27 protein-coding genes are annotated in these 25,912 nt (G+C 64.8%); 5 read left to right on the forward strand and 22 right to left on the reverse strand.

Features of this window, described 5'->3' with window-relative positions; all coding sequences use genetic code 11:
- The first annotated feature begins 102 nt into the window (after positions 1–102).
- A complete protein-coding gene (locus ACSQ22_RS17910) occupies positions 103–2,721 on the forward strand; it encodes an ankyrin repeat domain-containing protein (RefSeq protein WP_436131097.1) in 2,619 nt (872 codons plus the stop codon).
- 163 nt (positions 2,722–2,884) lie between these two features.
- On the opposite strand, the gene ACSQ22_RS17915 is transcribed toward ACSQ22_RS17910, so the two are convergent.
- The 7 genes from ACSQ22_RS17915 to cyoA form a co-directional block, all read right to left on the reverse strand.
- Positions 2,885–3,448, reverse strand: coding sequence for a response regulator transcription factor (locus ACSQ22_RS17915; RefSeq protein ID WP_436131098.1), 564 nt, complete (start codon positions 3,446–3,448; stop codon positions 2,885–2,887).
- 4 nt (positions 3,449–3,452) lie between these two features.
- Entirely contained in the window at positions 3,453–4,781 is a 1,329-nt protein-coding gene (locus ACSQ22_RS17920) for an ATP-binding protein (protein WP_055393148.1), read from the reverse strand.
- Positions 4,762–5,601, reverse strand: a complete 840-nt coding sequence (locus ACSQ22_RS17925; RefSeq protein WP_436131099.1) for an SURF1 family protein — start codon at positions 5,599–5,601, stop codon at positions 4,762–4,764. The genes ACSQ22_RS17920 and ACSQ22_RS17925 overlap by 20 nt, the downstream gene beginning before the upstream one ends.
- A complete protein-coding gene (cyoD, locus tag ACSQ22_RS17930) occupies positions 5,601–6,029 on the reverse strand; it encodes a cytochrome o ubiquinol oxidase subunit IV (protein ID WP_055402912.1) in 429 nt (142 codons plus the stop codon). The genes ACSQ22_RS17925 and cyoD overlap by 1 nt, the downstream gene beginning before the upstream one ends.
- Positions 6,030–6,031: 2 nt before the next feature.
- On the reverse strand, positions 6,032–6,667 hold the full coding sequence (gene cyoC, locus ACSQ22_RS17935; RefSeq protein WP_436131100.1) for a cytochrome o ubiquinol oxidase subunit III: 636 nt from the start codon (positions 6,665–6,667) through the stop codon (positions 6,032–6,034).
- Positions 6,660–8,663, reverse strand: a complete 2,004-nt coding sequence (cyoB, locus tag ACSQ22_RS17940) for a cytochrome o ubiquinol oxidase subunit I (RefSeq protein WP_436131101.1) — start codon at positions 8,661–8,663, stop codon at positions 6,660–6,662. The genes cyoC and cyoB overlap by 8 nt, the downstream gene beginning before the upstream one ends.
- A 65-nt stretch (positions 8,664–8,728) precedes the next feature.
- The gene (gene cyoA, locus ACSQ22_RS17945; protein ID WP_121419466.1) at positions 8,729–9,784 is read right to left on the reverse strand and encodes a ubiquinol oxidase subunit II; all 1,056 of its coding nucleotides are present in this window, start codon (positions 9,782–9,784) and stop codon (positions 8,729–8,731) included.
- A gap of 247 nt (positions 9,785–10,031) precedes the next feature.
- Between cyoA and ACSQ22_RS17950 the strand changes: the two genes are divergently transcribed.
- A complete protein-coding gene (locus ACSQ22_RS17950; RefSeq protein ID WP_436131102.1) occupies positions 10,032–11,372 on the forward strand; it encodes an MFS transporter in 1,341 nt (446 codons plus the stop codon).
- A gap of 119 nt (positions 11,373–11,491) precedes the next feature.
- Here the strand turns inward: ACSQ22_RS17950 and tolA are convergent, their stop codons facing one another.
- The 13 genes from tolA to ACSQ22_RS18015 all read right to left on the reverse strand — a co-directional run bounded on the left by tolA (position 11,492) and on the right by ACSQ22_RS18015 (position 21,357).
- Entirely contained in the window at positions 11,492–12,436 is a 945-nt protein-coding gene (gene tolA / locus ACSQ22_RS17955) for a cell envelope integrity protein TolA (RefSeq protein WP_436131103.1), read from the reverse strand.
- Positions 12,437–12,466: 30 nt separating this feature from the next.
- A complete protein-coding gene (locus ACSQ22_RS17960) occupies positions 12,467–12,895 on the reverse strand; it encodes an ExbD/TolR family protein (RefSeq protein WP_055398910.1) in 429 nt (142 codons plus the stop codon).
- A 14-nt stretch (positions 12,896–12,909) separates the two neighbouring features.
- On the reverse strand, positions 12,910–13,623 hold the full coding sequence (tolQ, locus tag ACSQ22_RS17965; protein ID WP_055398908.1) for a protein TolQ: 714 nt from the start codon (positions 13,621–13,623) through the stop codon (positions 12,910–12,912).
- Positions 13,620–14,039: a tol-pal system-associated acyl-CoA thioesterase gene (gene ybgC, locus ACSQ22_RS17970; RefSeq protein ID WP_055398907.1), complete on the reverse strand. Its 420-nt coding sequence runs from the start codon at positions 14,037–14,039 to the stop codon at positions 13,620–13,622. The genes tolQ and ybgC overlap by 4 nt, the downstream gene beginning before the upstream one ends.
- Positions 14,040–14,045: 6 nt before the next feature.
- Positions 14,046–15,230 carry a pyridoxal phosphate-dependent aminotransferase gene (locus tag ACSQ22_RS17975; protein WP_436131104.1) on the reverse strand — a complete coding sequence of 395 codons (1,185 nt, stop codon included), beginning with the start codon at positions 15,228–15,230 and terminating at the stop codon, positions 14,046–14,048.
- Positions 15,231–15,338: 108 nt separating this feature from the next.
- The gene (gene nusB, locus ACSQ22_RS17980) at positions 15,339–15,896 is read right to left on the reverse strand and encodes a transcription antitermination factor NusB (protein ID WP_436131105.1); all 558 of its coding nucleotides are present in this window, start codon (positions 15,894–15,896) and stop codon (positions 15,339–15,341) included.
- Entirely contained in the window at positions 15,893–16,357 is a 465-nt protein-coding gene (ribH, locus tag ACSQ22_RS17985) for a 6,7-dimethyl-8-ribityllumazine synthase (RefSeq protein ID WP_121419471.1), read from the reverse strand. Before ribH ends, nusB begins: the two co-directional genes overlap by 4 nt.
- 5 nt (positions 16,358–16,362) lie before the next feature.
- Positions 16,363–17,484 carry a bifunctional 3,4-dihydroxy-2-butanone-4-phosphate synthase/GTP cyclohydrolase II gene (ribBA, locus tag ACSQ22_RS17990; RefSeq protein ID WP_436131106.1) on the reverse strand — a complete coding sequence of 374 codons (1,122 nt, stop codon included), beginning with the start codon at positions 17,482–17,484 and terminating at the stop codon, positions 16,363–16,365.
- A 175-nt stretch (positions 17,485–17,659) separates the two neighbouring features.
- Positions 17,660–19,345 carry a DUF2235 domain-containing protein gene (locus tag ACSQ22_RS17995; protein WP_436131107.1) on the reverse strand — a complete coding sequence of 562 codons (1,686 nt, stop codon included), beginning with the start codon at positions 19,343–19,345 and terminating at the stop codon, positions 17,660–17,662.
- A 216-nt stretch (positions 19,346–19,561) separates the two neighbouring features.
- Positions 19,562–19,858 (reverse strand): 2Fe-2S iron-sulfur cluster-binding protein, encoded by a 297-nt coding sequence (locus tag ACSQ22_RS18000; protein WP_055398898.1) that lies wholly within the window; start codon positions 19,856–19,858, stop codon positions 19,562–19,564.
- Positions 19,859–19,871: 13 nt separating this feature from the next.
- The gene (locus ACSQ22_RS18005) at positions 19,872–20,510 is read right to left on the reverse strand and encodes a DUF938 domain-containing protein (RefSeq protein WP_436131108.1); all 639 of its coding nucleotides are present in this window, start codon (positions 20,508–20,510) and stop codon (positions 19,872–19,874) included.
- A 131-nt stretch (positions 20,511–20,641) separates the two neighbouring features.
- On the reverse strand, positions 20,642–20,824 hold the full coding sequence (locus tag ACSQ22_RS18010) for a hypothetical protein (RefSeq protein ID WP_436131109.1): 183 nt from the start codon (positions 20,822–20,824) through the stop codon (positions 20,642–20,644).
- A gap of 251 nt (positions 20,825–21,075) precedes the next feature.
- Positions 21,076–21,357, reverse strand: coding sequence for a DUF427 domain-containing protein (locus tag ACSQ22_RS18015; protein ID WP_055398894.1), 282 nt, complete (start codon positions 21,355–21,357; stop codon positions 21,076–21,078).
- Positions 21,358–21,716: 359 nt separating this feature from the next.
- Here ACSQ22_RS18015 and ACSQ22_RS18020 point away from each other — a divergent pair, with 359 nt between their 5' ends.
- Together ACSQ22_RS18020 and gshA are read left to right on the forward strand one after the other, a co-directional pair.
- Positions 21,717–22,625, forward strand: a complete 909-nt coding sequence (locus tag ACSQ22_RS18020) for an SDR family oxidoreductase (protein ID WP_218299239.1) — start codon at positions 21,717–21,719, stop codon at positions 22,623–22,625.
- Positions 22,626–22,696: 71 nt separating this feature from the next.
- Positions 22,697–24,223, forward strand: a complete 1,527-nt coding sequence (gshA, locus tag ACSQ22_RS18025; protein WP_436131110.1) for a glutamate--cysteine ligase — start codon at positions 22,697–22,699, stop codon at positions 24,221–24,223.
- Between the two features lie 86 nt (positions 24,224–24,309).
- Here gshA and ACSQ22_RS18030 read toward each other — a convergent pair whose 3' ends face one another.
- Positions 24,310–24,525, reverse strand: coding sequence for an oxidoreductase-like domain-containing protein (locus tag ACSQ22_RS18030; RefSeq protein ID WP_055398886.1), 216 nt, complete (start codon positions 24,523–24,525; stop codon positions 24,310–24,312).
- 11 nt (positions 24,526–24,536) lie between these two features.
- Positions 24,537–24,788 (reverse strand): hypothetical protein, encoded by a 252-nt coding sequence (locus ACSQ22_RS18035; RefSeq protein ID WP_218299241.1) that lies wholly within the window; start codon positions 24,786–24,788, stop codon positions 24,537–24,539.
- A gap of 94 nt (positions 24,789–24,882) precedes the next feature.
- Here ACSQ22_RS18035 and ylqF point away from each other — a divergent pair, with 94 nt between their 5' ends.
- A complete protein-coding gene (gene ylqF, locus ACSQ22_RS18040; protein WP_218299242.1) occupies positions 24,883–25,860 on the forward strand; it encodes a ribosome biogenesis GTPase YlqF in 978 nt (325 codons plus the stop codon).
- Positions 25,861–25,912 lie beyond the last annotated feature (52 nt).

Raw genomic sequence — 25,912 nt, forward strand, 5'->3', positions numbered from 1 at the left:
TGCCACGGCGTGTAACGCTATGGACGCGTGTTTGTCACGCAAATGTCATGATTTCGTCGCTATGCTCCAGCCATAAAAACAAAACGAAATGGGGGGACATCCATGGCAAGAGAGAAAAACAATGCCGACAAGACCAGCAGCGTAGGGGCACGCCTCGCGGCGCTGCTGATCAGCGCGGTCTTCGCTCTGGGGTTTGGGTTGGGCGGCTACCACGCCGGGCTCAAGCCCCTCGCCCGTACGCTCGATACTGCCCTGCAGGTGCGTGGCTGGCAGCCTGTGCAGGCCGAAGTCCTGTCGGCTGAACTCAAGACGCACCACAGCAGCGATGGCGCCACCTACGAAGTGCAGGCCCGCTACCGCTATCAGGTGGCGGGCAAGGCTTACGAAGGCACCCGCGTCGGCCTGGACGCGCGGGGCAACAGCGACAACATCGACGACTGGCCACGGCAGTGGGCGGGGCGTCTTCAGAGCGCGCAGGCACGGGGGCAGGGCATCACGGTCCTGGTCAATCCCCACGATCCGTCGCAGTCGCTTATCGATCCCACCATCCGCTGGTCGCTGCAGATTTTCCGCATTCCGTTTGCCCTGGTTTTTACCTTGGTGGGGCTGGTGGCGGCCTGGTTTTTTCTGCACACCCTGCTGGGTCTGGTCAGGGCCGGGGGGACATCGCCGGCAGCTGGCAGTGGCGGCCTGCAGCCGGGCTCGTCGCCCACCAGCTTGTTCGCGAAGGGCGCTTCCGGCACTTCGGTGGGTGCTATCTGGTTTTTCACCATCTTCTGGTGCGGTATTGCGTTCCCTATGGCGGCCTTGCTGTGGACACAATCCAGCGCCCCCTGGTTTGCCAAGGCCTTCATCTCCCTCTTCGTGATGATCGGCCTGGGGCTGGTGACCCTGTCGGTGCGCCATACCCACATGGCCTGGCGCTACGCGGGCGCAGAGCTGACCGCACTGCCCACAGTCCCGCGTGCGGGCCACCCGGTCGAGATGACACTGCTCCTGCCCGAGCGTGCCGCCGCCTACCAGCAGGGCCAGCAGCTGCAGCTGCGCCTGGCCCAGTACCGGGTGGATGAATCGAGCTCCGGTTCGCCGGAGCGTTGTGTGGAGTCTTTCTCTGAAACCGCGCGTGTGCAGCCCACGGACGATGGCGGGCTGCGGCTGACGGCACGTTTTGACCTGCCACCCGACGCGCCCCCGCACGGCGCGCAGCGCTCTGGTGAACGTGTGGACTGGCGGCTGGAGTTGCTGCGCACCCCGGGCGGGGACGTAGAACTGACCTACGACGTGCCCGTGCAGGCAGCCCCACAGGCGTTTGGTCACGAGCAGGCTGATCGCTTTGACCGGCGCGCTATCTGGAAGAAAGTGACCCCCATCGCGCCCGCTGATCCGGCCCACGGAGAAGGAGAAGCGGGTCTGGATGGTGAGGGCGCCTTGCTCCTGCCCGCTTCCGTTACGCTGCTGGAGACCCCGCATGCGTGGCAGTTTGAATTCAGCCGTCGCGGCTGGCGCTGGGCTGCAGGCCTGGTGCTGGCGGGTCTTGTGGCGGAGGCCTTCCTGAACGGCCGCTTCGGCTCTGGCGGCATCGCATTGCCACCATTCTTTGTGGCCACCGGCGCCTGGTGGCTGCTGGTCGCCTTTGTCCTGCAGGCTGCCACCTGCCGCTGGACCCTGTCTGTGCGGGATGAGGGCATCACCGTGCGCCGCTACTCTGCACTGTGGTCGCGGGCAGACGCCCTGCCCGGACAGGCCAGCCAGAGCCTGGTGCACAAGCTGCTGTATTCCACCGGCAGCTGCGCCAGCGAGACCCCTTATTTCGCTGTCTATGCGCGCGAGCGCGATGGCACCCTGGTTCGGTTGACCCCCGGCGTCAGTGGCGAAGGGGCTGCCACTGCGTTGGGCCAATCCATCGCGCGGGCCTGGTCGCACCGCCGGGGCCATTTCAGCCCTGGCGCACAGCGGCCTGCCCGCTCCTGGCATTCGCGCCCGGCCTGGGGAATGCTGCTGCTGGCAGTTGCTCTGGCCTGGTGGATCTGGGGGCCGTCCCTTGTCGGCCTGGTGCGCCCGGCTCTGCCCGGGCCATCGGCTGCGCCCGTCGCCGCCGCCGTACAGCCACCTGCGTCGTATTCTGCAGCGGACGACGCGCTGCTCGACGCGCAGGACGCCGGTGATGCCCGGGCCCTGGGCGCAGCCCTGGCAGCAGGCGCCAACCCCAACCTGCTCGCGCCCAGCGGCTCGTCCGTGCTCATGCTGGCGGCCCACCGGGGGCAGCTGGAACACATCGAGCTGCTGTTGCAGGCTGGTGCCCAGCCCGACCTTCGCCAGACATACAAAGACAGCGAGCGTGGAGACACTGCGTTGTTGCGCGCCTTCTATGGCGGCCACCTCGCTGCCGCCCAACGCCTGGTGCAGGCCGGGGCCAGCCTGGCGGCCCGCAACCGGTGGGACTGGGGCCCGGCGCATATGGCAGCGCAAAGTGGTTGTGTGCCTTGTTTGCAGTGGCTGGCCGAACAGGGGCAGCCCCTGGACGAGCCCGCACCCGCAAGCCGGGGCGAGACGCCTGCGATGCTGGCTGCTGCCAAAGGGCGCATCCAGACGCTGGAGTGGTTGGAGGTGCGGGGTGTGGACCTTTGGCGCAAAGACCCGCATGGCAAGAATGCGCTGGATTGGGCGCAGTTTGGAAAGCAGCAAGAGGCGGAGCACTGGCTGGTGCAGCGCCAGCGCTGATGTGAGGCCAGGCCTCAGGCGCAAAGGGTGTCTATGGATGGGCCGAGGCGGTTGATGGCTGCTTTCATGGGGTTTGCTATAAAAAATATAGCTAACAATGAAGCCCTTTAAGCGCTAGCAGCCAATTATTCTTGAAATATTGAGCCCTGGTTCCGGTGCCCGCCTAACGAACCTGTTTCTTTTCCAGCTTGCGGGTCAGGGTGCGGCGGTGCATGCCCAGGCGCCTTGCCGCTTCCGAGAGATTGAAGCCGGTTTCTGCCAGCACCTCGTTGATGCGCTCCCATTCCAGCGTCTTGATGGAACTGGAGCGGTTGGTCAGCTCCACTTCGGTGTTGCCCGCCTTCAGGCCAAAAGCGGCCTCGATGTCGTCGGTATTGGACGGCTTGGCGAGGTAGTGGCAGGCGCCCAGTTTCACGGCCTCCACGGCGGTGGCAATGCTGGCAAAGCCGGTCAGCACCACGATCAGCATGTCTTCGCTGGCGGCATGCAGCTTTTGCACGCAGGCCAGGCCCGAGGCTTCGCCCTTGAGCTTGAGGTCCACCACCGCAAAGCCGGGCGTGTGGTGTGCGAGCAGGGTTTCGACCTCGGGCAGGCTGGCAGCCTGCAGCACGCGGTAGCCGCGCCGTTCGAAAGAACGGGCGAGCGTGCGGGCAAAGGCCTCGTCATCTTCCACGATGAGCAGCAGTGGTTGCGCTTGTTCTCGTTCTTCGTCGTCGGTAGGGCTCATGGCTTCAGGCTTTGGCTTCAGGCAGTGCGATCGCCGCCAGTGGCAGTTCGATGGTTACTTCGGCACCCCCTTCGGGGCGGTTGCGTGCCGCCACGCTGCCACCCAGCGTGCGTGCCACGTTGAGCACAAGGTACAGGCCCAACCCACCGCCGGGGCGGTTTTTGGAGGACTGGTAGGGCGTGCCCAGCTTGGCCAGCATGTCGGGGGCAAAGCCCGGCCCTGCGTCGGTCACCGTGATGCGCAGTGCATCGGCGTTGCGGGTGACGGCCAGGCGCACCCAGCCGGGCGAGGCGTCGCGTGCATTGTCCAGCACATTGAAAACCATCTGCTGGAGCGTGGTGTCAGACACCATGGGCGTATCTGCGCCGAAGTCGTTGTCGTAGATGAACTGCGGCATCGACCGGGTGCTGCGCCATTCTTCTGCCAGGGCATCCACAAAAGTGCGCACGGTGGTCTGCATGGAGGCTTCGCCGCGTGTCTCTCCGGCCGAAAGCAGGATGCCGCTCACGATGCTCTTGCAGCGCTGCACCTGGGCCTGCATTTCGTCGATGTCCTCCTTCAGCGCTGGGTAGGCCGCCAGCTGCTTGTCGTGCTGCCAGTCCCCCAGGATCACGGCCAGCGTGGACAGCGGCGTGCCCAGCTCGTGGGCCGCGCCTGAGGCCAGCAGGCCCATGCGCACGATGTGCTCTTCTTCCACGCGGCGGCGGCGTGCTGCGGCCAGGCGCGCATCGCGTTCACGCAGGTTCAGGTTGATGCGGGTGATGAAGACCACCACCAGCGTGGCGTTGAGCACAAAGCACACCAGCAACCCGATCACGTAAAGGCTCGACAGGCCCTGGTGCAGGTCCTGCGGCAACTCCAGGGGCAGGTGATGTGTGGCCAGCACGCCAAAACACAGCAGCGTGATGATCACGATGGACCAGATGTAGGCGCCGCGCAGCAGCACGGCCCCCAGCGTGATCTGCAGCAGGTACAGGAAGACGAACGGATTGCTGGTGCCCCCGCTCAGGTACAGCTGCACTGTGAGCACGGCCACATCGATCAGCAGGGCCAGAAAAAGCTCCACATTGCGCACCATCACACCGGTGCGCAGCCGCAGCAGGCTCACTACGTTGAACACCGCCAGGCAGCCCACCACCAGCAGCATCTCGCGCACAGGCAGCGTGAGGTTCAGGCTGTAGTGCGCCATCTCGATGGTGAACACCTGGCCGACCACGGCAATCCAGCGCAGCTCGATCAGCTGCTGCAGGTTCTTGATGCCTGCGGCGGCATCGGCCGAGCGTGCGTTGCGCTGCGGCGCGGCGGTCGCAGTATCAGGACGAAGAGGTGTCATCAGGGGCGAAGGTGGTGGCAGGGCGCGCAAAGCCGCGCAGGCGGCGCTCGTGGCGTGCCACATACCAGCCAGCACCCGCAACCATGAGGGCCAGACCGTACCAGGTCAGTGCGTAGACCAGGTGGCTGTTGTGGAAACGGATCACCGTCATGCCAGCGCGCGGCCAACGGGTGTCCGCTGCCGGGGGCGCAGCGGCGCCTGGTGCGGGAGGCAACCCCGCATCGATGAAGAAGGGGGCAGTCTCGGGCAACTGCAGCCAATGGCCGATGGCCGTAATGTCGCGCGAGTACCAGCGCTGCTCAGCCGGGGCATTGGTGCGCAGAAAACCACCATCGGGCTCGCTCACGCGCAGCAGGCCCTGGACAGTCGCGGTGGTGGAGGTAGGGGGGGTAGAGGCGGGCATAGGCGTTGCCAGCCATTGGGCGCGCTGCTCCTGCGGCACAAAACCCCGGTTCACCAGCACCTGCGCGCCATCATCCAGCTGCAAGGACGTCATCACCCAGAAGCCCGAGCCCAGCTCGGTCAGGGCCTGGGTAAGCACGGTTTTCTCGGGCAGCCACCGGCCCTGCGCGGTGACGGGCAGGTATTCGTGGCTGGCCGCACTCACCTGGGGCCACTCTGGGCGGGAGGGCAGGGGTACAGGAGCAGCGTGCACGCGTTGATCGACGCGCTCTATCAACGCGAGCTTCCAGGCGCGGCGCTGCACCTGCCAGGTACCCAGCGCGATAAAGCCCAAAAACAAGGCGATGCCCACCACTGCGAGCACCGCCTGGCGAAGCCGCCGGGACTGGGGGACCGGGGCTGTGGGGTGGAATGGCATCAGGGCGTCGAGTGGCCCGGCGCCTCATGCGTTGCGGGCGTGGGGGTGGGGTGCTCGGGCATCATGTTCGCGTTCATGTGGAACATGACCCACAGCGTGCCCGCAATGGCAATGGCTACGAACACCACGGTGAAGATGGTGGACAGCATGGTCCAGCCGCCTTCGACCTTGCCGTTCATGTGCAGGAAATACACCATGTGCACCAGGATCTGGATCACGGCGAAGCCGCCCAGCACCAGCACGGCGGTGTTGCGGTCGGCGATGACCTTGGCCATGACGAGCCAGAAGGGAATGGCCGTGAGGATGACCGAGAGCACGAAGCCGATCGTGTAGTCGCGCAGGCTGCTGTGCGGTTCCGCGTCGCCGTGGTGGTCGTGGCCGCCATGGTCATGCGCGCCGTGTGCGTGTGTTGTGTGTTGTGCGCTCATAGTTACAGCACTCCCATCAGGTACACAAAGGTGAAGACGCCAATCCAGACCACGTCCAGAAAGTGCCAGAACATCGACAGGCACATCAGGCGGCGGGTGTTGGCAGGGATCAGGCCGTGTTTGCCGATCTGCACCATCAGCACCACCAGCCAGATCAGACCAAAGGTCACGTGCAGGCCGTGGGTGCCCACCAGCGTGAAGAAGGCCGACAGGAAGGCGCTGCGCTGGGGCGTGGCACCCTGGTGGATCAGGTGGGCGAATTCATAGAGTTCGAGGCCCAGGAAGCACAGGCCGAAGAAACCCGTCACGGCCAGCCACACCAGCGTGCCCTTTACGTCGTTCTGCTGCTTGCGCAGCATGGCAAAGCCAAAGGTGATGGACGACAGCAGCAGGAAGGCCGTGTTGATGGCCACCAGCGTCAGGTCAAACAGCTGCGCGCCCGTGGGGCCAGCCGCATAGCTGCGGCCCAGCACGCCATAGGTGGCAAACAGGGCGGCAAAGATGAGGCAGTCGCTCATCAGGTAGAGCCAGAAGCCCAGTGCGGTGCCGTTTTCGGGATGGGGCTCGTGCGCAAGGTGGTAGTCGCGCGGGGCCAGGGCGCCTGCGGCGGCGCCAGCGTTGAGGCGGAGTTCAGACATGGCGTGCCAGTTGGAGTGTGCGGGCTTCTTCGGTGGCGGCGACTTGGGACGCCGGGATGTAGAAGTCACGCTTGTAGTTGAACGTGTGGATGATCGAAGCCAGCAGCAGCGCCGCGAACGAAACGCCCGCAAGCAGCCACATGTGCCAGATCAGCGCGAAGCCAAAGACCAGCGACAAGGCCGAGATGACCGCGCCTGAGCCGGTGTTGGCAGGCATGTGGATGGGCGCAAAGCCGGCGAGCGGGCGCTGGTATCCATGCTTCTTCATGTCCCACCACGCATCGATTTCATGCACGACGGGGGTGAAGGCAAAGTTGTAGTCGGGCGGGGGCGACGAGGTGGCCCATTCGAGCGTGCGCGCATCCCACGGGTCGCCCGTGTGGTCGCGCAGCTGGTCGCGCTTGAGGTAGCTCACCACGATCTGGATCAGGAAGCAGGCGATGCCCGCAGCAATCATTGCGGCGCCGATGGCGGCGATCACGAACCAGATCTGCAGCGACGGGTCTTCAAAATGGTTGGCACGGCGCGTGACACCCATCAGGCCCAGCACATACAGCGGGCCGAACGCCACCCAGAAGCCCACCACCCACAGCCAGAAGGAACGCACGCCCCAGGTGCGGTCGAGCTTGTAGCCAAAGGCCTTGGGATACCAGTAGTTGATGCCGGCGAACAGCCCGAACAGCACACCACCGATGATCACGTTGTGGAAGTGGGCGATCAGGAACAGGCTGTTGTGCAGCACGAAGTCGGCCGGGGGCACGGCCAGCAGCACGCCGGTCATGCCGCCAATGGCAAAGGTCACCATGAAGGCCACGGTCCACATCATGGGCAGCTCGAAACGGATGCGGCCCTTGTACATGGTGAACAGCCAGTTGAAGATCTTCGCGCCCGTGGGGATCGAGATGATCATCGTCGTGATGCCAAAGAAGGTATTCACGCTCGCACCTGAGCCCATGGTGAAGAAGTGGTGCAGCCACACCAGGTACGACAGGATGGTGATCACCACCGTGGCGTAGACCATGGAGGTGTAGCCGAACAGGCGCTTCTTGCAGAACGTGGCCACCACTTCAGAGAAGATGCCAAAGCACGGCAGGATCAGGATGTAGACCTCGGGGTGGCCCCAGATCCAGATCAGGTTCACGTACAGCATGGCGTTGCCGCCCAGGTCGTTCGTGAAGAAGTTGGTGCCGACATAGCGGTCCAGCGACATCAGTACGAGCGCTGCCGTCAGCACCGGGAACGAGGCCACGATCAGCGCGTTGGTGCACAGGGCAGTCCAGGTGAAGACGGGCATGCGCATCAGGTTCATGCCCGGGGCGCGCATCTTGATGATGGTGACGATCAGGTTGATGCCCGAGAGCGTGGTGCCCACCCCCGCAATCTGCAGGGCCCAGATGTAGTAGTCGAGCCCCACGCCGGGGTCCTGCGCCCCCAGGTTGGACAGTGCCAGCCAGCCGGATGTGGAGAACTCGCCCAGAAACAGCGACACCATCACCAGGATCGCGCCTGCCGTGGTCATCCAGAAGCTGAAGTTGTTGAGGAACGGGAACGACACGTCTCGCGCGCCGATCTGCAGCGGCACGAGGTAGTTCATGAGGCCCGTGACCAGCGGCATCGCCACGAAGAAGATCATGATCACGCCGTGGGCGGTGAAGATCTGGTCATAGTGGTGCGGCGGCAGGTAGCCCATGTTGTCGCCAAAGGCCATGGCCTGCTGCAGGCGCATCATCACGGCGTCGGCAAAGCCGCGCAGCAGCATCACGAGGCCGAGGATCATGTACATGATGCCGATGCGCTTGTGGTCGATGCTGCAGATCCAGTCGCGCCACAGCGTGCCCCACAGGCGGAATTTGGTGATGGCGGCCATCACGGCCAGGCCACCCAGCACGGTGGCGACAAAGGTCCAGAGCACGATGGGCTCGTGCGCCATCGGTATGGAATCCCAGGTGATTCGGCCCAAGGCCCAATGGGATGCGGTATCAGGTGCGGAGGACATAAAGGTCTTTGGAAGATGCCAACACCCGCTTGGCACGGGCGCCGACATGGCAAATCAAGGGCGGGTCATTGGGCGGAGTTGGCGCGCGGTGCGTGGCGGGCTTCCAGGCTGGCCACCACCTGGGCGGCGTTCTGCGAGGTGCATACGTCCTGCGGCAGATTCAGGCCCACGGCGCGCACATAGGCGTCACCGCCGTTCTCGTCGATGGCCATCATGTGGTGCATGCACATCTTGCCGTCTTCGACACAGCGGTTCAGTACCTTGTCATACAGGCCTTCTTCCACGCTGGCAAAGCGCTGCACGGGGTCGCGCTCGCTGGGCTTGGCCAGGTCCATGTAGGCCTGGCGTGTAAGTGGCTTGCCTTCGGACTTGGTCTTGGCCACCCACTGCGCGAAGTCGCTCTCGCTCAGGCCATGGAACTTGAACGTCATGCCCGAGAAGCCAGCGCCGCTGTAGTGCGAGGACATGCCCTTGTACACGCCCGGTTGGTTGATCACGGCGTTCAGCTCGGTCTGCATGCCGGGCATCGCGTAGATCATGCCGGCGAGGTCGGGCACGTAAAACGCGTTCATCGTGGACGTGGCCGTGAGCTTGAACAGGATGGGGCGGTCCACCGGCGCAGCCAGTTCATTCACGGTGGCAATGCCCAGCTCAGGGTAGAAGAACAGCCACTTCCAGTCCATGGCCACCACCTGCACTTCCATGGGGGTGGATTGGGCGTCCAGCGGTTTGCTGGCCGAGATGCGGTCCAGCGGGCGGTAGGGGTCGAGCTTGTGGGTGCCGATCCAGGTCAGGGCGCCGAGGGCGATGACGATCAAGAGCGGCACGGTCCAGATCACCAGCTCCAGCGTGGTGGAGTGGTGCCAGTCGGGGTCGTAGTCGGCCTCGGTGTTGGCAGTGTTGTTCTGGCGGTACTTCCAGGCAAACCACAGGGTGAGGGCAATCACCGGCACGATGATGATCAGCATCAGCAGCGTGGCCTGAATGACCATGTGGCCTTGCTGGGCAGCGATGTCGCCGGCAGGATTGAGGACGACCGCCTTGCTGCAGCCAGCCAGGCTGCCCAGGGCGGCCATGGCGGCGAGCCAGACAGGCACGCGAGGTAAAGGTAGTTTGGACATGTGACAGGCGCAACCAAGGCGTTTAAGGGTAAACGCGGATAACGAAGTGCCGTCGAATGTAATAGCCCTAGCTTTTTTGTACATTGGACATTTTGTCCAAGGTCAAAGTAATGCGCCCCACTTTGGTGCATTTCCGGCCGCTGCGGTGTTGTCCTGCACACGGCATAGTGAAACCGCACTTGTCCCAGATCAAACTTGCGTGTAGAACCAGAATGTCTTATCCAAACAACGACAAGGAGCCCTGTTCATGAGCAGCCCCGCCTCTGCCACTTACCCTGCGGCCGGCTTTGAAGAAAGCCCCGCCTCTCTCTCGCGGGCTGATACGCATGAAAACGTGACCCCCAGCGAAATTGCTGTGGGCGTGATCATCGGACGCTCGTCCGAGTATTTCGACTTCTTCGTTTTCGGGATCGCCTGCGTTCTCGTCTTCCCGTCCTTCCTCTTTCCATTCCTCTCGCGCCTGGAGGGCACGCTGATGGCGTTTGCGCTGCTGGCGGTCGCTTTTGTCGTGCGCCCGGTGGGCACGGCCATTTCCATGGCCATCCAGCGGCGCTGGGGCCGGGGCACCAAGCTGACCATTGCACTGTTCCTGCTGGGCGTGTGCACGGTGGGGATGGCGTTCTTGCCGGGCTACAAGGACGCGGGCCTGACTGCCGTGGTGGCGCTGCTGATCCTGCGCATTGGCCAGGGTCTGGCGCTCGGCGGTTCGTGGGACGGCCTGCCGTCGCTGCTGGCCATGTCGGCGCCCAAGGAACGGCGGGGCTGGTTTGCCATGATCGGGCAATTGGGCGCGCCTGTCGGGTTTGTGCTGGCGGCGGGTCTGTTTGCCTATCTGTACAGCAGCCTCAGCGTGCAGGAATTTCTGGCCTGGGGCTGGCGCTATCCCTTCTTCGTGGCCTTTGCCGTGAACGTGGTGGCCCTGTTTGCCCGCCTGCGCCTGGTGGTGGGGCAGTCGTACGCCGAGCTGCTGCAAGAGCGTGAACTGCAGCCCGTGCCTGTGAGCCGTGTGATACGTGACGAAGGCAGCAATGTGGTACTGGGTGCTTTTGCCGCGCTGGCCAGCTTTGCGCTGTTCCACCTGGTCACGGTGTTCCCGCTGTCTTGGATCACGCTGTATTCGGACCAGCCGGTGACCCAGATTCTGGGCGTGCAGATCGTAGGCGCCTTTCTGGCAGCGGGGGCCATCATGGTGTCTGGCTGGCTGTCGGACCACCTGGGCCGCCGCAAGCTGCTGGGCGGCATGGCGGTGTTGATCGGCGTGTTCAGCTTCATGGCCCCCGTGCTGCTCAACTCGGGCGAGGTGGGCAGCACCATGTTCCTGCTGCTGGGTTTTGTGCTGCTGGGCTTGTCGTATGGCCAGGCTTCGGGCACGGTCACGGCCAATTTTTCGCCCCAATACCGCTACACGGGCGCCGCTCTCTCGGCCGACCTTGCCTGGATCATTGGCGCCGCGTTTGCACCGCTGGTGGCCCTGTACCTGTCGGCCCAGTTCGGGCTGCTGGCGGTCACGGTGTATTTGCTGTCGGGCGTAGCCTGCACGCTGGGCGCGCTGAACCTGAATCGGCGCATGGAGCGCCGGGACCGGTAAGGGGCAGAGATTTGCTATTGTTTGTATAGCTATTTGCGCTTGTTTACAAAGCGCTAGAGGCTAAAAATGCTCTAAAAATGAGCGCCCGGTACTACCCGGGCGCTTTTTTTTGTGGAGGCTCAGTCCTGTGGCCTGAAGCCAATGGTCAGTGAAGGCGGCACGCGGCCATCCACATCGCGCGGCAGGGTCTCGGTCTTGTCCAGGGCACGGAGCACTGCGTCATCCCAGGCCTTGTTGCCGCTGGACTGCACCAGGCGTTTGCCCACGATGGTGCCATCGGGCGAAAGGCGGACTTCCACCTCGGCGCGCGGGTTGCCAGAGATCGCGTCGGGGTACACGATGTTGGGCTTGACCTTGGCTGCAACCTTGCCGCCATAGCTGCCCGACGGACCAGCGCTGCGCTGGGCTGTGCCTGTGGCGTTCTCGCCGCCCGTGGCCCCCGCCAGGCCCTGGAGGCGGCGCAGGTTGGCTTCCCGCTGTTCTGCCAGCTGTTTGGCCTCCGCGTCGGCCTTGCGCTTGTCTTCGGCCAGCTTCTTTTGCTTGTCCTGCTCGGCCTTCTTCTGCTCAGCCAGCTGCTTTTCGCGCTGTTCCTTTTCTTTTTCCTTTTCCTTTTGCAGGCGTTCCTTCTTTTCCTGCTCCAGGCGGTCGCGGCGTTCGTCTTCCTTGCGCTCACGTTCGCGCTTTTCACGTTCCAGCTGCTGCTCGCGCGCCTTCTTCTCCTGCTCCAGGCGCTTTTTTTCGCGTTCGATGGCGATGTCCGCCTCGCGCGTGTCGGGCGGCTCCACGGCGCGAGGGGGCGGTGGTGGTGGCGGAGCGGGCGGACGCACTTCCGGGGGAGCGGGTGGTGGCGGCGGGGGCTCCACGGCGCGTGGTGCGGCCTGCTGGGGCACCGCAGCCCACAGTTCGGCCTCCACCGCAGGCTGGTCGGCGCTGTTCTTCCAGTTCACGCCCCAGGTGAGCGCACCGATGAGCACAACATGCACAAGCACCGCCAGTGAAATGGCGCGCAAGCGTGCCGGGGGGCGGGGCGGGGAAAACTGGTCGCGGTCGTTGTGGGCGTGCATGGGCTTCAGAGCGGCGGGCGTGCGTTCGGTTCAACCACCCTGTTTGACGGAAAGACCCACGCGTTGCACGCCCGCCTTTTGCAAGGCATCCATGGCTTTCACCACGTTTTCGTACTGCACGCCCTTGTCGGCGCTGATGACCACGGCACTGGCGCTGTCAGCACCCTGTGCCTTCTGCCAGCGGCTGGCCGCGTCGCCGATCTCGCGCTGGTTCAGACTGCGTGTGGCTTCGGGTGTCTTGAACTGCAGCGTGCCGTCCTTGTTGACGATGACCTGGGCCACCACCTTGGGCATGTTCTTGCCTTTGCCCACGCTGGGCACATCAACAACGCCCGGCGTCAGCATGGGCGCCGTCACCATGAAGATGATGAGCAGCACGAGCATGACGTCGATGAACGGGACCATGTTGATCTCGTTGATGGTGCGGCGGCCTCGACCGCGGGATGCCATGGCGGGCATGTGGGCCTCCGTGCTCAGTGGCCCGAGGCCGTATGGCCTGCGGGTGCGGGCTGGGCGCCCAGATTGCGCTGCAGGATGTTGGAGAACTCTTCGATGAAGGTCTCCTGGTGCGTGGCCACGCGGTCGATGTCACGGGCAAAGCGGTTGTAGGCGATCACAGCGGGGATGGCGGCAAACAGGCCGATGGCGGTGGCCACCAGGGCTTCGGCAATGCCAGGCGCCACGGTGGCCAGCGTGACCTGCTCCATGCCCGCAAAGCCGGTGAACGCGTGCATGATGCCCCACACGGTGCCAAACAGGCCCACGTACGGCGACACGGAGCCGACCGACGCCAGGAATGACAGGCTCGACTCCACAACATCCATCTCGCGCTGGAAGCTCGCGCGCATGGCGCGGCGTGCGCCGTCGAGCAGGGTGCCGGGGTCCACGATGCGGCGCTCACGCAGCTTCTGGTATTCACGCATGCCACTGGCAAAAATACGTTCCATGGGACCGGCCTGCTTGGCGTTTTGTGCGGCGCTGGCGTACAGGTCGTTCAGGCTGGTGCCCGACCAGAACTCGCGCTCGAAATCCTCATTGAGCGCTTTCACGCGCTTGAGCGAAAACAGCTTGCGGAAGATGGCTGCCCAACTGGCGACGGAGACGCCCAGCAACAGCAGCATCACGAGTTGCACCACCCAGCTGGCGTGCAGCACCAGGGTGATGATGGACATGTCTTGGGAGTTCATGGTGAGAGTTGTTCCAGCAGGGTGTTCGGAATTCTTGCGGGGCGCAGGGTGGCAGCATCAACCCATCCGATGCGGATGGTGCCTTCGCTCAGCAACAAAGGGGCTTGTTCGGTCATCTGCTCTGGTTTCAGGAGCGCGCGCTGCACTATTGTCAACGATGCGCGGCCCGAGGCCTGCAGGGCGGCGGTAACAATCAGTTCATCGTCCAGCCGTGCAGGCCGGTGGTAGCGAAGCTGGGCATCGGTTACGACAAACATGCCCCCGGTTTGTTCCCGCAATCGCTGCTGACCCACGCCCAGCGACCGCAGCCATTCGGTGCGAGCGCGCTCGAAGAATTTGAGGTAGTTGGCATAGAACACGATGCCGCCGGCATCGGTGTCCTCCCAATACACGCGGATGGGGAACTCGAATGCCATCGCGCGTTACCCCAGCACGCTGCGCAGCCGCGCCACAGACTCTTGGAGTTGCGCCATGGAGTTGGCGGTGGAAAAGCGCACAAACCGTTCTGGCTCGGCCGTGCCGAAGTCACGCCCTGGCGTCACGGCGATGTGCGCACGGCGCATCAGCTCAAAAGCAAAGTCCCAGCTGCCGCTGACACCCAGGCGCTCGGCGGCCTGCGTGCAGTCCGCCCAGGCGTAGAAGGCGCCGTCGGGCATCACCGGCACCGAAAGGCCCATGGACTGCAGGGCGGGGATAAAGAAGTCGCGCCGGGCCTTGAACTCGGCGCGGCGGCGTTCGTATTCAGCAATGCTCTCTGCCTCGAAGCAGGCCAGCGCCGCGTGTTGCGACACGGTGCTGGCGCAGATGAACAGGTTCTGCGCCAGGCGCTCGACCACCGGCACCATGGCTTCGGGCACCACCATCCAGCCCAGGCGCCAGCCGGTCATGTTGAAGTACTTGCTGAAGCTGTTGATGCTGATGATGTTGTCGTCGATGGCCAGTGCGGTGTGGCCAAACTCTTCCTCGTACGACAGGCCCAGGTAGATCTCGTCGATCATCGTGATGCCGTCGTGCGCACGCACCACGTCATGGATGCGGCGCAGCTCATCGGGCGCAATCGAAGTACCCGTGGGGTTGGATGGCGATGCCAGCAACACGCCCCGCGTCTTCTCGCCCCAGGCGGCGCGCACCTTATCGGCGCTCAGCTGGTAGCGCTCGGCCGCCGTGGTGGGCAGCAGCACGGCCTTGCCTTCTGCGGCGCTCACGAAGTGGCGGTTGCAGGGGTAGCTCGGGTCGGGCATCAGGATCTCGTCGCCCGACTCGATGAGCGCCAGGCACGCCAGCTGCAGCGCGGCCGAAGCACCGGCCGTGACGACGATGCGGCGTGCAGGCACATTGACGCCAAAGCGGCTCTGGTACCAGCCGCTGATGCGCTCGCGCAGCGCATCCAGCCCCAGCGCGTTGGTGTACTGCGTAGCGCCGCTGTGCACGGCGCGCGCGGCGGCCTCTTGCACCAGGGGCGGCGCGGTGAAGTCCGGCTCGCCGATGTTCAGGAAGATCATCGGCTCGCGCGTGCCCGCCACCTCGCGGGCCAGGGCCTGCGCGGCCTTGGCGACCTCCATCACATAGAACGGTTCGATGCGCTCAGCGCGCGTGGAAAACTTCATGGGAAGGTGTCCTGCCCGGGCGGGTCGGGTGTTGCTCGGAAACTCAAGAAAGAAGGCCCGGTGCGTGGCAGTGGGTTGCACGCGCGGGAGCCTTTCGGCGGGGTGCGCTCAGGCTTCGTCGGCGGGCGCGCCAGGCATTGCGCCCGTGGCCTTGTCGGCCGCCACTTCCAGCGCACGCAGCTTGGGGGCCAGTCCGTTGAGCACGGCGTTCACGTACTTGTGGCCATCGGTGCCGCCAAACTCTTTGGCAAGCTCAATGCACTCGTTGAGCACCACACGCCATGGCACGTCCAGGCAGTGCTGAAACTCGTACACGCCGATCCACATCACGGCGTGCTCGATGGGCGAGATCTCGGCCATCTTGCGGTCCAGCAGCGGGGTGATCAGCGCGTCCAGGTCGGCGGCGGTGTTGATGCAGCCGTGCAGCAGTGCGTCGTAGTGCACCGAATCGGCCTTGTGAAAGCCCGCCAGGTCGCGGGTGAACGCATCGATGGCGTGTGCATCGTTACCGCCCACCAGGTGTTGGTACAGCGCCTGTAGCGCGAATTCGCGCGCGCGGCTGCGGTTGGACTTGGAGGCTGCCTTGCGCGTGCCCGTGCTCTTGAGCCCGGTGCGGGCCTGCTTGGGCGGGCGTGCCGAGGACGGCGTGGGGGTGTTTTCGGTCATGACAGCTCGTCCAGCAGGTTGGCCATTTCCACCGCAACGCGGGCGGCATCGGTGCCTTTTTCGGTCTGGCGGGCGATGGCCTGCTCGACGTTTTCGGTGGTGATGATGGCGTTGGCAATCGGGATCTGGTAGTCCAGCGACAGGCGCGTGACGCCCGCGCCGGATTCGTTGGCTACCAGTTCGAAGTGGTAGGTCTCGCCACGGATGATGCAGCCCAGCGCGATCAGCGCGTCGAATTCATCGCTTTCGGCCATGGCCTGCAAGGCCACGGGCACCTCCAGTGCGCCGGGCACCAGCACGTGCTTGATGTTTTTCTCTTGCACACCCAGCGCGAGCAACTCGGCGCGGCAGGCTGCCGCCAGCGTGTTGGTGATGCTCTCGTTGAAGCGGGCCTGCACGATACCGATGTGCAGTTTCTTGCCGTCCAGCTTGTCCGCTGTTCCTTTGTCTGCGCCAAACATGTTCTTTATTCCTTGGGGATGAAGCCGGTGATTTCGAGGCCGTAGCCGGCCATGCTGGGCATGCGGCGGGGCTGGCCCATCAGAGCCATCTTGTGCACGCCACATTCGCGCAGGATCTGCGCGCCCACGCCATAGGTGCGCAGGTCCATGCGGCCGCGTTCGGGGGCCTGCGCCGCGCGGGCGGTACCTTCAAACTGGGCCAACAGCTGGGCGGCGCTTTCACCGCAGTTGAGCAGCACGGCCACGCCCTTGCCTTGCTTGACGAGGTATTGCAGGCTGGTATCGAGGCCCCACGAGTGCATGGAGCGGTTGACTTCGAGCGCGTCGAACACCGACAGGGGCTCGTGCACGCGCACAGGCACCACGTCGTCGGCGCTCCACTGGCCCTTGACCAGCGCCAGGTGCACGGCCTGGCTGGGTTTGTCGCGGAAGGCGTGGGCGGTAAATTCGCCGTAGGCGGTCTGCAGCGTGCGCGTGCCGACCTTTTCGACCAGCGACTCGTTGCGGCTGCGGTATTCGATGAGGTCGGCAATGGTGCCGATCTTCAGGCCGTGCTCGGCCGCAAACAGCTGCAGGTCGGGCAGGCGGGCCATGGTGCCGTCGTCCTTCATGATCTCGCAGATCACCGATGCGGGGCTGCAGCCTGCCATGGCGGCCAGGTCGCAACCGGCTTCGGTATGGCCTGCGCGCATGAGCACGCCGCCATCCACGGCCTGCAGCGGGAAGATGTGGCCGGGTTGGACCAGGTCGGTGGGCTTGGAGTTGCGGTCCACCGCCACCTGCACGGTGCGGGCACGGTCGGCCGCCGAGATGCCGGTGGTCACGCCCTCGGCCGCCTCGATGGAGACGGTGAACGCCGTGCTGTACACCGTGCCATTGCGCGCGGCCATGGGTGGCAGCTTGAGGAACTCGCAGCGCTCACGGCTCAATGTCAGGCAGATCAGGCCCCGGCCGAAGCGGGCCATGAAGTTGATGGCCTCGGGCGTCACGTGGTCGGCGGCCAGGACGAGGTCGCCTTCGTTTTCGCGGTCTTCTTCATCCACCAGGATGACGATGCGCCCGGCGCGCATCTCGGCCACGATGTCCTCGACGGGGGAGATCGGCACGGGGGTGTGGGGGGAGGTCATGGAAGGGCGGGCTTTCGGTGGGCCGCGCGGGTGGCGCGCACCGCACGCTGTCCGGCCACGACCCGAGCGGGTCGATTCCAAAGAGCGGGCAGTGCGGGGCTGGCCGCACGGTGCGGGAGCGCTCTGCGCCCCGAAAGTCGGGATTTTAGTTCACTTGGGGCGCGGCCAAGGCGGATCACGCAGTCGAGCGGCCGCCGTCATGCCCGGCCAGCGCGCCGGCCACGATCAAGCCGACCAGCAGCATCAGGGACAGCATCTTGACGCCGCTGGCCACCGTCAGCACTGTGGGCCAGTGGGCGAGGTGCATGTGCAGCATGGCAAAGTTTTCCACGAGGTCTGACACCACGAGCGTGCCCATCGCCCAGTGTGCATGGCGCGAAAGGCCACCCAGGGCCCGGCCCGGCGGCACGGCCCGTGCGACCAGCCGCCGCACGGCCCACGCCACCGGGTAGGCCAGCCACAGGGTGTAGCAGGCGAGCAGGGCCCAATCCAAGGCGATGACGCGGCGCACGCCCTCGGCGTTGCACATCACCTCCCAGCTGGCATGCCAGTGGGCCGACAGCTGAAAGCCCGTGGGCAGGATCTGCAGCCACAACGGCGCGGTATCCAGGTCGCAGGCGCGGTAGCCAGCGAGGGTGGTGATGGCGTACAGCACGGCCGTGGCGGCTGCCAGCGCTATGCCCATCCAGCGCCAGGGTTGCGTGCGCGGCACGGTGCTGGCGGGCACGGCGCCGCCCACCGGGCGGGCCGTGGGGTCGATGAAGTCGCTGGTCTCACGGCCACGGGCGTTCAGGCCGGTCCAGACCCAGTAGGGGCAGTCATACGCCTGGTCGTGCATGGCGGTGAGCGGGTCGCCGGGCTGCAGCCGGCTCTTGTCCACCCGCAAGCCGTGGGCAGCGGCTTCGTCCACCATCCAGGCCAGCGTGATGTTGGACAGCCCGTCGCGCGCGTACGAGCCGCCCACGTCGCTGTGCACGCCGCGGAACCAGCGCTGGTCGTAGCTGCGCCAGGGCTGCTCCTCGGCGGTGAAGTGCGGGTCTTCGTAGCGGCGGGGCGTGTACTTGCTGCGCGATTCATACAGCGACATGGCATGGCGCACGTGGGCAAAGCGCTTGCGGTCGAAGTCGGTGGAGTTGCTGATCTTGATGCTGCCCAGTCCACCCAGGCCGATGGCCTCCACCGTGTCCCACACGCCCACGAAGTGCACCAGCGGCGTGCGACCCAGCGAGAAGTTGTTGATCACGTCCTCCGCAAATTTCTCCCGGCCTTTGGTGCCGGCCTGGTTTTTGTGGCCGCGCGGCGCAAAGTAGGTGCGCACCAGCGTTTCGATGAGCGGCAGCCCCTCGGTGTGGATCAGGCCGTACATGTTGATCATCCCGGCCACCGACCGCGCCGTGAATGCGCCGCGCGAGAAGCCGAACAGGTAGATCCGGTCGCCCCGCTGGTAGGTATTGACGAGGAACCGGTAGGCCTCTGCGATGTTGGGGAACACGCCGTTGCCCAGTGCCAGACCTGCCAGTTGCCGCAGCTGGTTCTTGGCCTCGGACACGATGCCATCCGCCGGGAACTCGTTGGTGGTGCCCACGCCGGGGTCGTAGTAAACGAGCTGGGTGGGCTCCTTGCCCGATGGGTCGTGGCCCTTGCCGAGCATGCGCAGCAGTTTGACCACGTTGGTGTCCTGCTGGTTGCCCAGAATGTTGCCGGTGCCGTCGAACAGCAGCACCAGGTTGCGGCCGGGCTTTTTGGCCCATTGCGCGTCCGCCGCGATGCACTGGGTCAGGATGTCCTCGCGGGTGGGGGGACGGTAGGCGGCGCGCGGTGGATTCGTGGCTACTGCGGCCGGTGTGGCAAATGCGTTCATGAAGTCCCCCCTCGCTCTGCAACCAATCATGACTGACGCAAACAGTGCTCAGGCAAGCGACACGCCCACGACAAAGCCGGTTGCTGCATCCCGATTGGCGTAAGTCCTCAATGTATGTGCCGCAGATTCTGGGTGACTACTGCCGGGCATGGCAAGCAGGAAAGCGCCATTCGGGGGGGCGAGCCGGGGCAGGGGGGCAGGCCCCTTCAGCCAACGTCAGATGCTTTGCGCTTGCAACCGCACGTCGCTTGCCGGGTAGGCCACGCAGGGCAGCACGCAGCCCTCGGCCTTTTCTTCGGCAGACAGGCCGGGCCACTCGATGGCATAACGCACTTCGCCTTCGATCAGCATGCCGAGGCAGGTGCGGCAGGTGCCGTTGCGGCAGGAGCTGGGCCAGTCGATGCCGCCTTGCTCCAGCGACAACAGCAGGGGCTGCTCGGGCCAGGCGTCGCATTGCTGGCCGTCGGGCTCGACCTTGGCGATGAAAAAGGGGGCTGCGGTGGGTGTGTTCATGGGGTGCGTTTCTTCAAGCGTTGCGGGAGGCGTGTGTCCAAACCAGCAGCAGGTTGTTGGCGGGCATCGCATGCCGTGCGGCCAGTTGCAGGTCGGCCTGGGCGGCGACGGCGGCCACGTCTTCGATGCGGCGGATGCCCCAGTCGCCGTCTTGTGCGCGCAGGCTGGCGTCGAAAGACAGGTTGCCAGGCGCGGTGGGCACGCCATCTTCCAGGTACGGGCCGTAGGTGACGAGGTGGCCGCCCGGCGTCAGGTGGCGGGCGGCGCCTTGCATCAGCCCCGTGCAGCAGGCCCAGGGCGCGATGTGCAGCATGTTGGCGCAGTAGACCAGGTCGAACGACGCGGCGCCGAACGCCGGGCCTTCGCTGGGCCAGCGGTCATGCAGCACGTCCAGCCGCTGTGGTGCCCGCACGTTGCGGGCACCGGCCTGCTCGGCCCAGGCGGTGATCGATGCGAAGTGGGTGTTGTGCAGGTCTGTGGGCTGCCAGGTCCAGCCGGGCAGGGCGGTTGCAAAGTGCGTGGCGTGCTGGCCGGTGCCGCTGGCAATCTCCAGCGCGGCGCCGGTAGGTGGCAACAGGGCCAGCAGCTTCGCCAGGATGGGGCCCTGGTTGCGTTCGGCGGCGGGGCTGTGCTGGAGGGGGGCGGTGGTCACTGAGTATTTTGGTATTTTTAGCCTCTAGCGCTTATCTGGTAAGCGCTAGTAGCTATGAAATAAAGAGCGCGTCGAAGAAGCCGACGGGGACTGTACCTCAGATGCTTTGTCCAGGCGGCGCTGCCTGTTTTTTAAGCGGCATAAGAAGTTTCCTTGTAAATCAATGACTTAAAACTGTCATACAAGGCTTGTTCAGAGTTATCCACAAGATTGTCCAGTCCGGGAAGGGATAACCGGGGGTTTTTGGGGCCGTTTGAGGGCGTTGGCGGCGGGGGCAGATCGGGTTTTGTAATTGCCTGTTTTTTGAGCGTCACAAGGATATTCCTTGTAAATCAATCACTTAAATCGTCCATACAAGGCTTATCCAAGGTTATCCACACCATTGTCCAGTGCAGAACGGGATAACCATCGCCATGGTGTTCTGCGTTGCCTAAAAATAAGGCAGTATAGGGTGATCCTTTACAAATCAAGCACTTGGCGTTGTCATACAGGGCTTGTCAAAACTTATCCACATGATTGTCCAGCGCTGGCAGGGATAACCCTCAGGTGGTGGGCTGCGGGGTGTTCAGGGGGTGACCTTCACGCCCTTCCAGAACGCCACGCGGCCTTTGATTTCTTCGGCTTCGGGCTTGGGGTCCGCGTAGAACCAGGCGGCGTCGGTGTTCATTTCGCCGTTGACCAGCAGCGACAAGTAGCTGGCCTGGCCCTTCCAGGCGCAGGTGGTCTTGTGGTTGCTGAAGGTGAAGTAGTCGCGGTGGAGTGCGCTTTCGGGGAAGTAGTGGTTGCCCTCCACCACCACGGTGTCGTCGCTTTCGGCAACTACTACGCCGTTCCAGACTGCTTTCATGGGAAATCCTTGGTAAAAATGGCCGCTGGCGCTTGATTTATAAGCGCTGTTAGCTATGAAATTGTGAGTAAAAGGGTGCCGCTGCGGCAGCAAGCCCCCGGAACGGGATTGCGAGGCCGATTATTCCCAATGCGCCGCAGCTGTGCACGGGCCTCTGGGAACGCAGGGTTTTAGGCGGATATGCCTTCATTTATTCAGTCGCCTGCGCAACCGGCGGCCAGCGCCGCGTGGCTTACAGTGCAGCGCGCGGTGCCCGCACATTGGGGATGGGCGCCAGAGGCGGTTTAGAGAGATGCGTTTCGTTTCTATTCCACTGATTGATGGACCAACCAAGACAACAGGACAGGAGAACCTTCACCATGGGTATTGATTTCAAAGGCCGTGTGGCGATCGTGACGGGCGCAGGCGGTGGCCTGGGCCGGCAGCATGCATTGGCTTTGGCAGCGCGCGGCGCCAAGGTGCTGGTCAACGACCTGGGCGGCGCGGTGGACGGCAGCGGCGGTACCGTGGGTGCGGCGCAGGCCGTGGTCGATGAAATCCGCGCTGCGGGCGGCGAGGCGCTGGCCAATGGCGCGTCGGTCACCGACTTTGCCGCGGTCGAGGCCATGGTGCAGCAGGCCATCGACGCCTGGGGCCGGGTGGACATCCTGGTCAACAACGCCGGCATCCTGCGCGACAAGTCGTTCGCCAAGATGAGCATGGACGACTTCCGCCTGGTGGTGGATGTGCACCTGATGGGCGCCGCCAACTGCTGCAAGGCCGTGTGGCCGCACATGGTGGCCCAGCAATATGGCCGCATCGTGATGACCACGTCGTCCACCGGCCTGTACGGCAACTTCGGCCAGGCCAACTATGGCGCGGCCAAGCTGGCCCAGGTGGGGCTGATGCAGACCCTGGCCATCGAGGGCGCCAAGTACAACATCCACGTGAACGCCCTGGCCCCCACGGCCGCCACGCGCATGACCGAGGGCCTGATGCCCCAGGAAGTGCTGGACGCCCTGAAGCCCGAGGCCGTGGTGCCCGCCATGCTGGTGCTGGCGCACGAAAGCGCGCCCACGCGCACCATCCTGTGTGCGGGTGCGGGCACGTTCGAGGCCGCCCACATCACCCTGACGCAGGGCGTTCATCTGGGCATTGGCGCTGATGTGCCCGAGCAACTGGCGGCCCACCTGGCCCAGGTGACGGACCGTGCCGGTGAGCAAGTACCACAAAGTGGCGCAGCCCAAGGAACCAACGAAGTTGGAAAGGCCTTGGCCGCAAGGGCTTGATTTCCCCAGAGGCGGGCCAGCGCTCAACGTGCTAAGTTCCGGGCCGACAGAAGTTGGATCGGTATAAACATATGAGCACACTGCACGAGAGACTGGCCGCCTACCCGGCGGACGCCCTGGGGGGGATTCGCCGCGGCATCGAAAAGGAAGGGCTGCGCGTGCTGCCCACCGGCGGCCTGGCCCTTACACCCCACCCGCTGGCCCTGGGCTCTGCCCTCACGCACCCGCTGATCACGACCGATTACAGCGAGTCGCAGCTGGAGCTGATCACCGGCGCCCACAAGGGCGTGCAGAAGTGCCTGGATGAGCTGACCGAGGTGCACCAGTTCGTGCACCACACCCTCAAGGACAGCGGCGGCGAGCTGCTGTGGGCCTCCAGCATGCCCTGCGGCCTGCCCACCGACGAGACGATTCCGATTGGCCGCTATGGCAGCTCCAATGTGGGCCGCGCCAAGAGCGTGTACCGCATGGGCCTGGGCCACCGCTATGGCCGCCGCATGCAGACCATCTCGGGCATTCACTACAACTGGTCGCTGCCGGGCGTGGACAGCGAGCAGTATTTCGCACTCATCCGCAACTTCCGCCGCCACGCGTTTGTGCTGCTTTACCTGTTCGGCGCGTCGCCCGCCTTGTGCCCCTGTTTTGTGGAAGGGCGCGAGCACCGACTGGAGCGCATGGAGGGCGGCAGCGCGCTGTACCTGCCCCACGCCACGTCGCTGCGCATGGGCCGCCTGGGCTACCAGAGCGACGCGCAGGCCACGCTGGCCGTGAGCTACAACGGCCTGACGGGCTACGCCAACTCGCTGCACGAGGCGTTGACCAAGCCGTACCCCGCCTACGAAACCGTGGGCGTGCGCAACCCCGGTGGCGACTACAACCAGCTGGGCACCAGCCTGCTGCAGATCGAAAATGAGTTCTACGGCACCATCCGCCCCAAGCGCACCGTGCGCACCGGTGAGCGCCCGCTGCACGCGCTGCGCGAACGGGGTGTGGAATACGTTGAAGTGCGCCTGATGGACCTGGACCCGTTTGTGCCCGTGGGCATCACCGCGCCCACCATGCGCCTGCTGGACGTGTTTTTGCTGCACTGCCTGCTGTCCGACAGCCCGCCGGACACACCGGCCGAAATTGCCGAACTCAAGCAGAACCAGCACCTCACCGCAGAGCGTGGCCGCGAGCCCGGTTTGCACCTGTCGCGCAACGGCCAGAGCGTGCCGCTGACCGAATGGGGTGCCGAGGTGCTGGCCGCCTGCGAGCCGCTGGCTGCCTCGCTGGATGCCACCCATGGCACCGACGACTACAGCACCGCGTTGCGCGATGCCCGCGCGCTGATGGCTGCGCCCGAGCGCACACCATCGGCCCGCGTTCTCGACAGCATCGTGCAGAGCCACCACAACAGCTTTGAATCCTTTGCCCGCCAGCAGTCCATCGCTGCGCGCGACGCGTTGCTGGGCTTGCCGTGGACGCCTGAACAGCAGGCGCGCTACCTGGCGATGGCAGATGAATCGATTGCCGCGCAGAAAGCCATCGAGGCGGCAGACACGCTGCCGTTTGAAGAATGGCGCGAGCAGTACATGGCGGTGAAGGAGCTCGGGTGATGGGGCACGCAGGCGTCAGGAAACTCCTGATTTGATAGCTGCTTGCGCTTATTCATCAAGCGCTAGAGGCTGTTTAGACGCTAATTTCAGCCTTGCAGCTGCAGCAGCGCCTCTTGCCGCCAGTATTCGGCCGCGTCCAGAAACCCCTCCCATACGCAGCCATTGCACCCGCGCCCACAGCAGGTCGTTGGCTCGGGCGGCGGGGTGCGCAGCGCAATGCCCATGTCTGCAGCGCGTTGCTGCAGCGACTGGAACATCTGCTGCGCGGTCGCGCCGTCCACAGCGCGGGCCGGGGTTGCCATGGTGAGTGAAGTCACGGCTTGTGGCGCCCGGACTTGGCGCGGCGCACGGCGTACTGCACCCCAAACGCAATGCCCAGCACCAGCGCAAACCAGCCCACCAGGGCCGCCTGGCTCATCAGATCGCGCACGCTGTCAGAGCGGGCGACGTACGGCGCCAGCAGGATGACCAGGCCAATCAGGGCCAAGGTCACGCTCTTGAACAGCAGATCCTTGTGGGCCTTGGTGGCGGTGGCTTTGCGCGGGGTGTCGAGAGGGGCTGGCATGAAGGTCAAACAACGCCGTGGCGTAGGGCAAGTGGGACCGCGATTATCCTTGCCACCCTTAGAACCTGTTGAACCAAGAAGAAAGTACCCCCGCATGGCCATCCAGTGGTTCCCCGGTCACATGCACCTGACCCGTAAAGCCATCACCGAACGCATCAAGGACATTGACGTGGTGATCGAGGTGCTGGACGCCCGCCTGCCCGGCTCCAGCGCCAACCCGCTGCTGGCGGAGATCACCGGCCACAAGCCCACGCTCAAGGTGCTCAACAAGCAGGACGTGGCCGACCCCGAGCGCACGGCGCAGTGGGTGGACTGGTACAACGCCCAGAGCGACACGCGCGCCTTGCCACTCGATGCGTCCGACCCGGCCCCCACGCGCAAGCTGATTGACGCGTGCCACCTGCTGTCGCCCAACCGGGGCGGCATGGCCAAGCCCATGCGGGTGCTGATCTGCGGCGTGCCCAACGTGGGCAAGTCCACGCTCATCAACACGCTCAGCAACAAGCGCCAGGCCAAGACGGGCGACGAGGCCGGCATCACCAAGCTGGAACAGCGCATCACCCTGGCCGACGACTTCTACCTGTGGGACACGCCCGGCATGCTGTGGCCGCGCATTGTGGTGCCCGAAAGCGGCTACAACCTGGCCGCCAGCGGCGCGGTGGGCCGCAATGCCTACGACGAGGAGTTGGTGGCGCTGGAGCTGCTGCGCCGCCTGCAGAAAAACTACGCCCCACTGTTGGAGGCTCGCTACAAACTGGGCCTGCCCGAGGGGGCCGTGGCAACGATGCACGACGAAGAGCTGCTCGAAGCCATTGGCCGCAAACGCGGTGCCATGCTGGGCGGCGGCAAGGTCAACCTGCAAAAGACAGCCGAGATCGTGATGACGGATTTCCGCACCGCCATCCTGGGCCGCATCACGCTGGAGACGCCCGCCGAGTTTGAAGCCTGGCGCGCTGCGGGCCTGGCCGAAGACGCCAAGCGCCAGGCCAAGAAGGATGCGCGCGCCAAGTCCAAAGGCAAGGGCTCGGGTGTGCGGGAGCCTGCGCCGGGCAGCGACGACGGCACGGACTGACCGGGTTCCCGGCGCATCCCAGCGGGCGCGCAGGATGCCCGCCGTCGGCGTT

Origin of the sequence: Acidovorax sp. LjRoot38 (assembly GCF_964252975.1) — a bacterium.
GTDB lineage: Bacteria > Pseudomonadota > Gammaproteobacteria > Burkholderiales > Burkholderiaceae_C > Acidovorax > Acidovorax facilis.